The sequence below is a fragment of the Bacillus sp. 17RED48 genome, assembly GCF_019837545.1.
In the GTDB taxonomy this organism is placed as follows: domain Bacteria; phylum Bacillota; class Bacilli; order Bacillales; family Bacillaceae_G; genus Bacillus_A; species Bacillus_A wiedmannii.
This window is the reverse complement of sequence record NZ_JADAXG010000003.1, coordinates 219,300-233,804: the sequence shown is the minus strand read 5'-3', so window position 1 is coordinate 233,804 and position 14,505 is coordinate 219,300. Positions and strand designations below refer to the sequence as shown.

The window sequence follows — 14,505 nt, the reverse complement described above, 5'->3', positions numbered from 1 at the left end:
ATATTATCCTCTATTCTTTCTTATTTCTTTTTGAATTTTACGAAGCGCTTTTTTCGATCCGCGCTCTATATCATGCTGCATTTTTCTTTCTTTATAATCGACAAATAGTGTATTTAAATCATATCCCTCTGGGTATAATTCCTTCGCCGCTACCTCTAACGTAATACGTTTTACATTCACTTCAACAAATTCACCGTTATAATATACAACGACGTTATAGAAATTATCTATTTCCTTATAGATAATACCAAAATCATCATAATCTAATACTTTTACACGATCGCCGATTTTATACTCGTAATGATTTTCTCTTTTTTCTTGCACAAATTTCGGTTTTCTAATTTTACTTTCATTCACTTGTTCTAGAGCGTACTCTTTATTCCCCATATACTCTTTCGCTCTTTGCAGTACACGCTCTCTTACGTTCATTTTATTTGCAATCCAAAGTGCATTACTTTCACCTGATTTTCCGATTACTAATTTATAAAGTGGTTCTAGCGTCTCACTATTAAATTGCATCGCTGCATTCATAAAATCATCATGCATTTCGGAGAATCGTTTGATTTCACCGTAATGCGTACTCGCAACTATAATACATCCTGCAAGATAAAACTCCTCTAAAATAGAAATTGCAAGTGCTGCCCCTTCATTCGGTTCAGTCCCGCTTCCTATTTCATCAAATAACAATAATGTATTATTATTTGATTCCCTCATAATCTCAGATAGATTTTTCATATGAGATGAAAATGTACTTAATGCATTTTCAATACTTTGATTATCACCAATATCTACAAATACATTTTCGAAAATAGCAATTTCTGTTTCTTTATCTCCAGCAATATGCAAGCCTGACATTGTCGCTAAAGTTAACAATCCGATTGTTTTTAGCACAATTGTTTTCCCGCCCGCATTTGGTCCTGTAATAATTAAACTACGATAGTTTTGACCGATTTCAAAGTGTAACGGTACTGCTTTCCCACTTAAAAGCGGATGCTTACAATTTACTAAATGAATGTAGCCATGATCATTTAATTTCGGCTCTATTCCATCGATTGATTTACTAAACTTCGCTTTCGCAAATACCATATCATATTGGCTAATTAATTCCATATTAATTTTTATATGATAAATACTTTCTACTACCATTCCTGATAAAGTCGCTAAAATTTGATACTCTTCCATCGCTTCTTCTGCTTTCAAACTAGCGAGTTCCGCATTTAACTTTGTAACCGTGTGTGGTTCTATAAATACAGTAGAGCCTTTAGCGGACGCTTCAACTATACTTCCCGCAACTTGATTTTTATAAGAAGATTTAATTGGAATCGTATACCGATCATCCTTCTTACTAATAAAGAACTCTTGAATATACTTCTTATTTGCACTACTATTTAAAAACTTCGTTAAACGTTCTTTTATTTTCCCATCTACTGAATCTATGTTATTTCGAATTCGTTTTAACTCTTTACTCGCAGCTGCATCAATACTATTGCCTTTAATGGAAAAGTTAATTTCCTCTTCAATACTTTTAAATTCAGTCATTGAATTTGCATAAGAAGCTAATACTGGCGCAAAAAATTCTTTATCTAACATAAATTTTTTAATCTTTCTACAGCCGCGTAAAAAGTCTGAAACACTTACTAACTCTTCAGGGTCTAAAATCATCCCTTTTTCTAATTTTTGAATTGTACTAGCAATATTTGAAATGCCAAAGAAAGGAACATGCCCTTCTGCATCTACTATAGCTCGTGCTTCTGTCGTTTCATTCAAGCGATTCCTCACTACTTTTATACTCGTACTCGGTTCTAATTTATTTAATAATTCTTTACCTAATCCACTTACACAATAAGATTTCACTATATCCTTTAATTCGTTATATTGTAACTTTTCAAAAGTCATCGTATTCATTTTGTTTCTCCTCACTATGATTGATTTATATCATAAATGAAGATACCTACTCATTAGATTCCAATGAGCCCTACATTATTCAATTACCATTTTTATACATTAAAAACGTATACAAAAAAGCTGCGGGGATACCGCAGCTTTTACATTTACAAGGCAAGTGTAATAATATATGAGGAAATAAGCCATAAAAAACAGATGGCAATCCCCTTATTACACGCTTTATAAAGTATTGTAGGTATCTTCATAGGTTTCGAAATAAATCCATGACAAAATTAGGGGTATGATGTACATAAAAATCCCCTGGTCTTATCCGATTTATTTCATTAAATTTTTCCTATTTAGTACCTACCGCACTCACAAAAAGCACCTCTCATTAATTTATATTATAGTCATTGAAATCTAATTTACTGAAATCATCATACTATATGTTTCGTGAGAAGTAAAGGTGTCAAACTATTCCCTTGCAGATTGTAAAGCTTTCATATAATCAACCTTTTTCTCAAGGGTCTTTTTCGCATCTTCAGCCGTTACTATATAATCTATCGCAATATGTAGTAATACATCCTTATTATCATTTGGCAACTGAATTGTTATATCCTCCACACTACTCTTACTATTTTCAATTGTTTTATTGAATTCTTTTATACTTCTTGCAACCTCCGCTAATGTTTCCATATGTACAGGATTGTTTACATCTAAAATAGTATTACTTCTAAAAACTGCCGTAACATAATGCTTCGGATGTTTCTTCGCTATTCTTTTCTCTGCATCCTTATCGAAAACAATATCTCCCGTCTGCATTTGTTCGAAAGTAAGTATAGTATTATTTCCTTTTTCTTCATAATATGTATTGAATCTTTCTCGTAAATCAATCGCTTCTTTTTTTATTTTATAGTTATCATTAGTTACCTTTGGAGAGCTTCGTCCATCGAAGGATATTTGAAATTGCAAATGCGGTTCATCTACTTGCTGTACATAAGCGGTTCGTGTGTCCGGACCTAAAAAACCCTTACCTTGTTCGGGTATTTCAATTCGATCTAGTTTCACAGAAATACCATGCTCCGATTTTGTATAACTTTGTGCTTTTTGTTCAATTTCTTCATCCGATATATCACATGATGTTAATAGTAACAAACTAAACATTATGCTATATTTCATTATTGTTCTTTTCATATTGCCTCTCCTTTTGCTATTACTGCCTATACAAAAATGTCCTTATAGATTTTAAATTACGATTTATATAAAGAACTTCTTCTCATAACCACAAGTGTAAAAACACTCATTCGTTATCTATTTACACTTATAGTGTAATTTTACACTATAAGTGTTTTATCGTAAAGCAAATATAATATCTATTAAAATCACGTTAAAAACATACTAATATTTAGTTCTATAGCAATCACAATACAGTTTTTTATTGTATCGAACTTTAAAGTACTAACTTTAATTTCGCTGCGAAAAAATTAAATAAGCACCTCCGCTATTGCGAATGTCATTTACTTTCTCTAATACATTTAATAATTATGACAAGCAATCATAGGAGGTTACTATATGAGCGAACAATACATCATTTTACACGGACCTACTCTTGAACCCAATTTAATTGGCCCCACACTACCACCAATTCCACCATTTACATTCCCAACCGGACCTACTGGAATGACAGGACCTACCGGTGCGACAGGTTTTACTGGAATTGGAATAACTGGTCCTACTGGGGTTACAGGATCTACCGGAATTGGAATAACTGGTCCTACTGGGGTTACAGGATCTACCGGAATTGGAATAACTGGTCCTACTGGGGTTACAGGATCTACCGGAATTGGAATAACTGGTCCCACTGGAGCAACCGGTTTCGGGATACTCCCCGTATTTGGAACAATAACTTCTGAAATAGGTATCGGTTTTTCAGCCGTAGTTAATACAAATGTTAATTTTACCGTTCCAGGACCTGTTAGCGAAACTACTCTAAATCCAGTAGACAACTCCATTACCATTAATACCACTGGTGTATACTCTGTATCCTTTTCAATCGTATTTGCGATACAAGCTATTTCGTCTAGTATATTAAATCTTACAATAAACGATTCTATTCAATTCGCAATTGAAACACGAGTTGGTGGTGGTTCTGGGGTAAGAGCTACATCCGCCAGAACTGATTTATTACCTTTAAACCAAGGAGATGTTCTTCGGGTACGAATAAGAGAAGCTACTGGTGATATTATTTATTCCAATGCATCTCTTGTTGTTTTAAAAGTCGATTAATTCATTTATTAAAATAAAAATCTAGGTATGATAACAATATAAAAAGAAGAGGAAGACTTATATTTCAGTCTACCTCTTCTTTTCTATCACCAATTCACTGCTGAACATATATGGAAACTGATCCTCCACTTACATGGAATTGTCCCCATCCGTCCTTATTAATTGTTACAGTATTTGTTTGATTACCCGTCATATCGTACCATACTTCCCCCGCGTTATTCTTTCCAACTTCCATCCACTTTGATCCTCCTGGTCCATCTGAGATTAATGTCGCTAAACCGGAATCCGCATGTACATCATCCCCTTCTCTTGTCCAGCCAATTACATCTGGATGGTCTAAATAATCACGCTGCGTACCATATGCAAAGTTTTTTCGTGCCGTCAAAATCGGATCAATTTTATTTTTTAATGCTGGAATTTCATAACTACTATTTCCGTCTGTCCCATAGTAATCACCATAGAAAACTGAAGGATACCCCTCTGCACGAGTTAAAATAAATGCATATGCCAACGGTTTAAACCACGGACTTACTACAGATTCCAATGACTGTCCAGGCTGAGAATCATGATTCTCAACGAGAGTAACTGCAAGTGCAGGGTGATTTTGCATTACTGTTCCATTTAAAATATTTCTCATATCATAATTCCCATTTCCTTTTGAAGCATAATGAAAATTGTAATGCAGTGGTGCATCAAATACAGATTGATTATAATTGACTTTCGCTAAATAATTATTTAAAGTTTGGATATCATTTTGCCAATATTCAGCCACTGTAAACATTTCTTTTCCTGTTTGCTGTCTGACATGATTTACCCAATCGCGTAAATATTCATGATCAATATGTTTAACAGCATCTAAACGAAAGCCATCTAAATTTAATTCATTCGCATACCACGTCCCCCAATTTTTCATCTCATTCGCAACATCTGGATGATCAAAATCAAGATCTGCATACATTAAATAATCATAATTTCCATTCTCGCTAGACACCTCCCAGTCCCACGCTTTACCTATACCCCTAAATTTATAAATTCGATTTAATTTCCTCCCTTCATCCCAATCCGTTCCGTCAAAATGATACCATTTCCATTTGAAATTAGAATAAGCTTCTCCGCGCCCAGGAAAGTTAAACCCCGTCCATGCATTAATTTCATAATCACCTGATACCTCAACATTTCGATTGTTACGGTCTACCTCAACAGCCGTTACATTTTCAGTATAATCTGCTCCACCTTTATGATTCATAACTACATCGCCGTATACATCGATGTTTTGCTTATGTAAAGCTTCAATTGCAGATTTCAACTGTGCTTTTGTCCCATATTTCGTCCGCACCGTTCCTTTTTGATTGAATTCCCCTAAATCATATAGATCATACGCTCCATATCCTACATCATTTTGCGTAGTTCCTTTATATGCAGGTGGTATCCAAACAGATGTAATTCCTCTTTGAGCTAAATTTTCAGCATTTGAATGCAAGCGATTCCAATGATTACCATCATTCGGAGCATACCACTCAAAATACTGCATTAACGTTCCATTGTTAACCGTATCTGCATACACTTTACTTCCCCCATGTATACTAGGTAAAAACAAAACAACCGACAAGCCGACTACTGTTATTTTTTTCAACATATTTACACCATCCCCTTCAAAGAAAACGTTTGCATAGTTTATCGAAATTATTATAATATTCGTTCTACGATTAGTAAAGTAGTAATCTCTCACTCTCCCACATTATTTTTTAATCTAACTTCAAATATTCAACAAATACTTCAACGTAGTTTTTATTTCACATCTTATTCAAGATTGTTTACAATTTATCTATAAAAGCATAACGGAGGGATTTCTATGACGGACTTTCAAAAACATTTTTTTGCAAGATTACATATAGAAGAAATACACAAAATTTCATTCGAAGATTTACCTAACATTATGTACGCGATGGCACAAACTGTCCCTTTTGAAAACTTAAATATTCTCGAAAACAACTTTACAGAAATATCAAAAGAAAATCTAAAAGAAAAAATTTTAGTAAACAACCGTGGCGGTCTTTGTTATGAACTCAATCCTACTATGTATTACTTCCTTAAAGACGCTGGATTTGATGTTCATCTCGTTTCAGGAACAGTGTACAATGCTGCAAATTCTATATGGGCTGTTGATTCTGGCCATATCGCAACCGTTTTAACACATCATAATGAACTTTATTTAATTGAAGTAGGATTCGGATCATACTTATCTCTTGCACCTGTCCCTTTCTCAGGTGAAGTCATTCACTCCGTTACAGGAGATTATCGTATTCGTAAAGAAATGACCGAAAAAGGAAACTACATGTTAGAGATGCGTAAAAATAATGAGTTTTTGGATCAATCTTCTGCTGATGATTGGACGTTAGGCTACGCATTTTATATAGAAGAAGTGGATGAAGAAAAAGCAAATGCAGCACAAGAAATTATCGTTGAACATGAGGGCTCACCATTTAACAAAGTACCTCTTATTGTAAAACTAACTGAAGATGGGCATGCATCTTTAACAAAGGATAGTCTGACAATAGCGAAAAACGGTAAAAAAACGAAAGAAAACGTTACAGATGTACAATATAAAAATCTTTTACATTCAAAATTCGGAATTACATTATAATTTTTTAAGCCTTGCCATTTTAGCAAGGCTTTTCATTTTCCAGCAGGGATTTTTTGCAATTTGTTGTATTTCATAGTTATATAGGAATATAACTACATATTTAGAAAGGAAATGATTATGACTGAACTTAAAGATCGACTACAAGTAGATGATAAAGAAAAATGGGATTTAACGGATATTTACCATACAATTGAAGATTGGGAAAGCGATTTTCATAAAATTGAAGTATTAACGAAAGAATTACATGAGTTTAATGGAAATATTCACGATGGCAATAGTTTATTAGCTTATTTAACAAAGAGTGAAGAAATTTCTAGCATAATATCTTTAATGTTCGCTTATGCACGATTACAATCTGACCTTGATACACGCGATACTGACGCCCAATCTCTTGTCGATAAAGTATCACAATTACACGTGAAAGTAAGTGCGGCTAAATCTTTCTTTTCCCCATTCTTACTTAGCATAGATGAAAACACATTACATTCTTACATAGAAGAAGCAGAAGGCTTACAATACTATAAAGAAGATTTATTTGAATTATACCGTTATAAAAAACACGTATTGAATAAGGACCAAGAAGAGATTTTATCACAAATGGGTGAAGCACTCTCCTCCCCGCAGCATACATATGGCATGTTAAATAATGCAGATATACTATTTGGTGAAGTGACTACTAATGATGGAGAAAAAGTTACTTTAACGCGCGGAATGTATGCAAAGTTAATAGAAGATGAAAATCGTGAGAAACGTAAAGAAGCCTATAAAGCTTATTACAAACCATACGTTCAATTAAAAAATTCTATCGCTTCTACTTTATCTGCTGCTATTAAAAATAATGTTACTGTTTCAAAGCTAAGAAACTATCCATCAGCTTTAGAAAAGTCATTATTTGGCGACATGGTTCCGAAAGAAGTATATGAAAATTTAATTGAGACGACGAAAAAAAACATTCAATCACTACATACTTATAATGAACTTCGAAAAACAAAATTAAATGTAGATGAACTACGTCAATACGACTTGGGCGTTGACTTAGTAGCGGGTGTAAAACAAGACATTCCATATGACAAAGCGTTTGACATCATGATCGAATCACTAGCTCCATTAGGTGAAGAATATATTGAAACATTAAAAAGCTTTAAAGATAAACGTTATATCGACGTGAGAGAAACGCCAGGAAAACGTTCCGGTGCTTATAACTTTGGTGTATACGGTGTTCATCCTTTCATCCTTTTAAATCATCACGATGATTTAAATAGCCTTTTCACTCTTACTCATGAATGTGGTCACGGCATGCATACACATTACTCACACGGATACCAACCAAGAATTTCTGCACACTATACTATTTTTGTCGCAGAAGTCGCTTCTACAGTAAATGAAGTGCTATTAATTCATCATTTATTAAAAGAAGCAAAAGATGCTGATGTACGTAATCATTTAGTAAACCATTTCATCGATAAATTTAAAGGCACTTTCTTTACACAAATCATGTTCGCTGAGTTTGAAAAAATCACACATGAAATGGCACAGCAAGGTAAACCATTAAATGCCCAAGTCTTTAGCGAAGTTTATGAAAACTTGTTTAGAGAGTATAATGGCGACTCCCTCGTATTTGACGAAGAAGTAAAATACGGCTGGGCTAGAATACCGCATTTCTATCGTCCATTTTACGTGTACAAATATGCAACTGGATTCGCTTCTGCAATCCAAATTGCTGATAAGTTATTGAGCGGCGATCCAAATGCTCAAAAACATTATATTGAATTCCTTAAAGGCGGAAGTTCTGACTATCCATTAAACTTACTGAAAAAAGCTGGAGTTGATTTAACTACGCCAGAACCGATTGAAAGTGCACTAAATCGTTTTAGCTCACTTGTTGAAGAGTTTTCAGCATTATAAAAAGCATGCAGAGTATATACTCTGCATGCTTTTTTCATTTCGGTTACTTTATGCTAAATGTTGCTGCGTCACACAGTGAATCATGCCACCATACGCAAACAGCTCATTTACATAAATGCCGATAATTCTTCTTCCCGGAAACTGCCCTTCAATAATTTGAAGCGCTAACTTGTCATGCTCATCGCCATATATAGGAACCAATACAACCTCATTTCCAATATAAAAGTTTAAATATGAGCCCTTACAATCTGCTTCTTTTACAGCTTTTCTTGTCACCGTTACTGGTATAAGCTGAAATGGTTTTCCATCTATATTTCTTGCTTTTCGCAATTCTTGATAATGCTTTTCGTACGCCTCCAAAAGGTAGGATTCACTCTCCCCGAAAGGATCATATTCATAAAGAATTGTATTTTCATTTACAAAACGTGCTGCGCCATCAATATGGTAATCCGTATCTTCATCATAATTATCCTCACCGCGAATACCATTTATCCATATAAAATTCGTTACCCCCAAATACTTCGTTAACTCCATTTCAATCTCTTCCTGACTTAGTGTAGGGTTTCGATTTTCATTTATAATAGAAGTTTTTGCCGCCATTAAGGTTCCATTTCCGTTTATCTCTATTCCTCCACCTTCTAGACAGACACTAGATTTAACTTTTGGAATACTATACATCTTACTTATTTTTGCCGGAATAACAGCATCATTTTCATACGGATATTTATCTCCCCAACCATTAAAAACCCAGTGTGTTAAGCAGAGATTGCCTTCCTTATCTTTTACAAAGATCGGTCCATTATCTCTTATCCACACATCATCCGTCTCTTGAACTAAGAAATCAATTTTATCCATATCCACTTTCGCTTCCATTAACTTCGATTGGACATGTACTTTTTCTTCCTCATCATATACAACAATATGCACAATTTCTCCGTAATGAAGCTCCTTTGCCATCGTTACCCAAATATCATCTAGCTTAGCTCTGTAACCTTCACCTCTATGAGCTTTATCATGAGGCCATTGGAGCCATGTCCCCTCATGTTTCTCCCACTCAGCAGGCATATAAAATAAATTTTTTATCATACGTGTTCACCCCTTCTTTGAATGTAAGTTCAGTCTAAACTTTGACATCGTGTTAAGGTCAACAGATATATATTCATTTACTTGTAACTACTTTATAAGGTGTCTCTCTATTTCTCTTTGTGATACACTACTTCTCCTTGTAAAACCGTCACTAAAACTTTCGCATTCGGAATCTTATCGGCACTCATTTTAGTAATATCTTCATTTAGTAATACCATATCGGCTGATTTACCTACTTCAATTGAACCAGTAATAGTATCAAGACCTAATGCTTTGGCGGGCTTAATTGTATATGCATCAATAGCTGCGTATACATCAGATAAGCCTTTCTCTTCAATACTTAGTGCATTCGAAATCGTCACAAGTGGATTTAGTTCATTTACATCCCAATCACTACTAAGCGATACGTTCGCTCCTGTTTTCCAAATGCGTCCTAACGGCATAATTCGTTTCATCTGTTGATCTGAAAAATACGCACTTGCCCAGCTTTGTTTAGGATCTTCTGCAAAATCATGGCCTACTTGGAAATCAGCACTAATACCTAACTTAGCAAAACGATTTATATCACTATCTTCTACCATTTCAACATGCGTAAGCGTATAAGGCTGATTCGCCCCTTCTTTTTTCGCTGCTTCAATTGCATTTAAACTCTCTCTTACCCCGCCATCTCCAATCGCGTGAATGAGTGCACCGTAACCAATTTTATTAAGTTCCGTCAACCACCACTTCATCTTTTCTTCTGGAATATAGTTCAAACCGTACGGGGTTCCTTTAAACCATTCAAATTTATATTTTTCTAGTATTTTAGCTGTGCTGTTAATGCTAATTCCATCACTATACATTTTCACTTGATTAATAAGCATTCTAGATGATACATCATCACGCTTAATTTTTTTGAAATACTCCATTTGTTCTGCTTCATTTATATTTGGATATACCCACGGACGAAGTACTACTCGCGACGTTAACTTTTTCTCATCATTAACTTTATTCCAAACGTCTAACCAGCCTCGTTTCCAATAAAGACGTCCATCACCGACTGTAGTAATACCATTCTTCGCCAACTCATCTAAACCGTCTAGCAAACCGTCATAATTTTTTTTAAAGAGATTGGACTGGGCATTCCATGCTTTTTCCATTACGATATCCCCTGCTGTATCATACAGAAGCCCGAAAGGTTCTCCTGTTTCTGGATCCCGGATGATTCTTCCGCCTTGCGGATCTTTCGTCTCTTTATTTATTCCCGCTACTTCCAATGCTTTTGAGTTAACCCATACAGAATGAGAAGTTCTTTCCATAATTAATACAGGGTTATTAGGAAATAACTCATCAAGAACTTGTAATGGCGTTTGTTGTTCTGATTTTTCGTCCAAATCTTTTAACAACTCTTCCAAACTAAATCCTGTTCCACTTATCCATTCACTATCTTTCACATCTTTTTTACAAGCTTTTAAATACGATCGTTTTTCTTGCAGCGCAGCATCCGGTGAAACACTACAATTCCCTGCTGCTGGTGATTTTGCTTCAAAAATATGATTATGGTTATCCACAAAACCAGGAAGAATAAAACGCCCTTGTAAATCCACCACTTTCGTATCTTCATTTATAAATCCTTCTACATCCTTGTTTGAACCAACAAAAGTAATTTTCCCTTCTTTAACGGCTACAGCCTCTACAATGTCTTGCTTTCCATTTGAAGTATAGATTGTACCATTTTTAAACACTACATTTTTAGGCAACTGATTAGGTAGAACGAAGCTACCATTCTCACCTTCTCCTACTCCAGGAGTACACGCTGAAACCCCTGTCACACTTAGAATCAGACAAATAATCATGATTGTTCTTTTCATATTCTTTCTCCTTTTTATTATGATGAATTACTTACATAAATAGAATAAGGATTGACATAATGTTAATGTCAATCCTTATTCTCAGTCTATTTTCATCACTATAAAACAAATTTGTGTCACATATTCCTCTACTAAACAATCACATTCAGGTCCGATACGATAAACTTAACTAAATCTATACAATTCAATCAAATTTACACAAGTTAGTGCTTCATCGTGTTCTCGCAACCCCGAAGGGACGAGGGGTATAACACTCCACACGAGGCAGTATCGTTACCTCCTATTATCAAGCATTTATTTTACCCATCTTGATAAATTTATCGACGCATTTACATCCCTATCGTGATGGCTATTGCACCCAACACAACAACACTCACGTATTTTTAAACTCCACTGTCCTTCTGGTTGAACTGAATGGTCGTATTTTACTCCGCAACATGAACAAATCTTGCTTGAGGCGAACCATTTATCAGCTTTTACATACTCAATGCCATACTTCTCGCACTTGTATGACAAACATTGAAAGAAGAAGTTTAATTTTTGAAATGAAAATGCTTTCGATAGTTTTTTGTTTTTTAACAGGTTTGAGATAGGTAAGTCTTCCACAACAATCCTCATTGGCTTGGTTTTCACCAATTTAGCTGTTGCTTGATGGATATGGTTATTTCGGATATTCGTAATTTTCCTAGATAACCGCAGGTGCTCAGTTTTAGCTTTTTCATATCCGGCAGATTGAATTTTTACACCTTTTTTAAATCTCCTAGACATATCTCTTTGTGCTGACTTTTTCCTTTTCAAAAGTTTTTTAACCTTGGCATCTTTGTTTATATTTCGTTCTTTCATACCATTAGAAGCTACAAACAGCTCTTTTAAACCAACATCCACACCAATCGACTCATTGGTTAGTTCTTGTAATTCAAAGTCTTCTTGAAACCCCACACTAATCCACCAGTGACGACCATCAAATGTAACTCTTGGATTGGATGGTTTTTTATTTCTTGGTAGTTGTTGGCTTGTTTTCACTTCTCCAATAGACTGAATATGAACTACTTTCTTTCCTATAATCAGCCTTTCATAATTGGCATAAAATCCTTGGATTAAATCTTTTTTGGATTTATAAGAAGTGTGATAACCATTTTTATACTTTTTGAACGAATTTTTTCTCGCCGTATCAAAATCTTTTGAAGCCTGTTTGGGAACTTGTGCGTTAATGTCATGTAACCACTCATATCTCTTTCGCTTCTTGATCTTGTAAATCGTTTCTGTAAAGCTAACTGTGAAACAGATTTTCCAAATAGCTTATAGTATCTATCACTCATTCTTTTACAATAGTTATAAGCGAATCTTGCAGCACCAGCATGGTTTCTAAGCACTTTTTCTTGTTTAGGCGTTGGAATCAGTCTGACTTTCTTCGCCAATATCATCAGAATTTAACTCCTTTAATGAAAGATTTGTTCTTCTGAATAGTAGCGTGTTCCACCAGCATTTTCCTGAGACTACTCGGATGTAAACCTGTTAATTCCGATACTTGACTAACTCGTAGAATTTCATTATTATTCTTACCTCATTAAATCTATCGTAGCACATACGTTCGATAGGTTCAATGAGGTTTGATAGATTTAATTAAATGTATCTCGTTCAACTAAGGGCGCAATTCCTTAGCCAGTTCTCTTATGAACTTCTCATGTTTTCACATGAGCGCAGACTATATGTTTATCTCTTTAGAGATAGAGGATTTTTCCACCACCATAGGCTTGTGGTGTACTCTCGTCAGTTATACGAGATAGTCGTTGAACGTTCATCTTATCCATTTTGACTTAGATGATTCGAGGCGGAAGACCCATTGTTCTAATGTTTAGGATTTAACCTTGCACCATCTGATTGATTTTTTCTGCTTTCGCGACATTCACGCTCGCCATTTCTAGCCACGTTGTAGTTCAATCAGCTTTAGGGATTGCCCGCAGTTAACCCTCACTACTAGCCAATCACTTGACTAGCAGGGCTTACTGATATATTTAATTAACTTTCGTTATAATTGGTTAAATAAATCGTAACAGTTAGTTACCCTTTACGTAGACCTCATATGGTGAACCATCTATTACATAACCATTTCTTTCAATCCATTTTTCTAACGCAATATAAGCGTAGCCTATATAGTCATAACTTCCATAATGCATAGTAGTAACGATTTGATGTGGATTTAATTTTTTTATTTCATATTTTTGTACTACATCTTTATTGTTCCCATGCATGACCGGAATCCTTAATTCAACATCACTTTCATTTGGAATATACTCTTCATCATAAAAGACCGTAGAGGGCGAACCAACTATTTGTAAGTTATGCTTTTGTACTTTTTCATATAAGTCATAAAAATAATCATCCATATCATCTATATTTATTTGCAGTCTTTGAGCAATTACTGTTATTTCATTTCTCATTCCAATAAATATATCGTAATTTCTATGACAAGCAGTATTTAAAGCATGATTCATATTTACCATTTCATTCATTTCTGAAATAACCTGTAAATTTTGTTTTACTTCATGAGATAACTCTATAATTTGTGCTTGCATATGTTTAATAAATGAATCTTGATCTGACGACTGCAGAATGATTTTAATTTTCGGTAGAGGGAACTTATACTCCCTTAACTTTTTTATTTTCAACGCTATTTCTAACTGCCCTTGCTCATAATATCTATACCCATTTTCCGGGTTCACATATGCTGGTTTTAATATATCCTCTTTGTCATAATGCCTTAGCATCCGTGTACTCATTTTACAAATCCGCGAAAATTCAGTAATTGTATACATATACTTACCCCTTGAATACATTTTCTTATACGCT

General features: G+C 34.6%; 9 protein-coding genes and 2 pseudogenes. 3 read left to right on the top strand and 8 right to left on the bottom strand.

The window, feature by feature from the left end:
• Positions 1-3 precede the first annotated feature (3 nt).
• On the bottom strand, positions 4-1,905 hold the full coding sequence (locus ILT06_RS14040) for an endonuclease MutS2 (RefSeq protein ID WP_088047462.1): 1,902 nt from the start codon (positions 1,903-1,905) through the stop codon (positions 4-6).
• Positions 1,906-2,358: 453 nt separating this feature from the next.
• The gene (locus tag ILT06_RS14035; protein WP_088047463.1) at positions 2,359-3,078 is read right to left on the bottom strand and encodes a hypothetical protein; all 720 of its coding nucleotides are present in this window, start codon (positions 3,076-3,078) and stop codon (positions 2,359-2,361) included.
• A 378-nt stretch (positions 3,079-3,456) separates the two neighbouring features.
• Here ILT06_RS14035 and ILT06_RS14030 point away from each other — a divergent pair, with 378 nt between their 5' ends.
• Positions 3,457-4,170, top strand: coding sequence for an exosporium leader peptide-containing protein (locus tag ILT06_RS14030; protein ID WP_222655217.1), 714 nt, complete (start codon positions 3,457-3,459; stop codon positions 4,168-4,170).
• 94 nt (positions 4,171-4,264) lie between these two features.
• On the opposite strand, the gene amyS is transcribed toward ILT06_RS14030, so the two are convergent.
• Positions 4,265-5,806: an alpha-amylase gene (gene amyS / locus ILT06_RS14025; protein ID WP_222655216.1), complete on the bottom strand. Its 1,542-nt coding sequence runs from the start codon at positions 5,804-5,806 to the stop codon at positions 4,265-4,267.
• Between the two features lie 216 nt (positions 5,807-6,022).
• On the opposite strand from amyS, the gene ILT06_RS14020 reads away from it, so the two are divergent.
• Positions 6,023-6,814 carry an arylamine N-acetyltransferase family protein gene (locus tag ILT06_RS14020; RefSeq protein ID WP_222655215.1) on the top strand — a complete coding sequence of 264 codons (792 nt, stop codon included), beginning with the start codon at positions 6,023-6,025 and terminating at the stop codon, positions 6,812-6,814.
• A gap of 117 nt (positions 6,815-6,931) precedes the next feature.
• Positions 6,932-8,719, top strand: a complete 1,788-nt coding sequence (pepF, locus tag ILT06_RS14015; protein WP_088047100.1) for an oligoendopeptidase F — start codon at positions 6,932-6,934, stop codon at positions 8,717-8,719.
• A gap of 48 nt (positions 8,720-8,767) precedes the next feature.
• Here pepF and ILT06_RS14010 read toward each other — a convergent pair whose 3' ends face one another.
• The 5 genes and pseudogenes from ILT06_RS14010 to ILT06_RS13995 form a co-directional block, all read right to left on the bottom strand.
• Positions 8,768-9,805, bottom strand: coding sequence for an agmatine deiminase family protein (locus tag ILT06_RS14010; protein WP_222655214.1), 1,038 nt, complete (start codon positions 9,803-9,805; stop codon positions 8,768-8,770).
• Between the two features lie 107 nt (positions 9,806-9,912).
• Positions 9,913-11,655: an amidohydrolase gene (locus tag ILT06_RS14005; protein ID WP_222655213.1), complete on the bottom strand. Its 1,743-nt coding sequence runs from the start codon at positions 11,653-11,655 to the stop codon at positions 9,913-9,915.
• Between the two features lie 81 nt (positions 11,656-11,736).
• Positions 11,737-11,820, bottom strand: a pseudogene (locus ILT06_RS32890) (MerR family transcriptional regulator); the annotation flags it as partial.
• 129 nt (positions 11,821-11,949) lie between these two features.
• A pseudogene (locus ILT06_RS14000) lies at positions 11,950-13,079 on the bottom strand (RNA-guided endonuclease InsQ/TnpB family protein).
• 633 nt (positions 13,080-13,712) lie between these two features.
• Complete coding sequence (locus ILT06_RS13995) at positions 13,713-14,471, bottom strand: MerR family transcriptional regulator (RefSeq protein WP_088046772.1); 759 nt, start codon at positions 14,469-14,471, stop codon at positions 13,713-13,715.
• Positions 14,472-14,505: the final 34 nt, after the last annotated feature.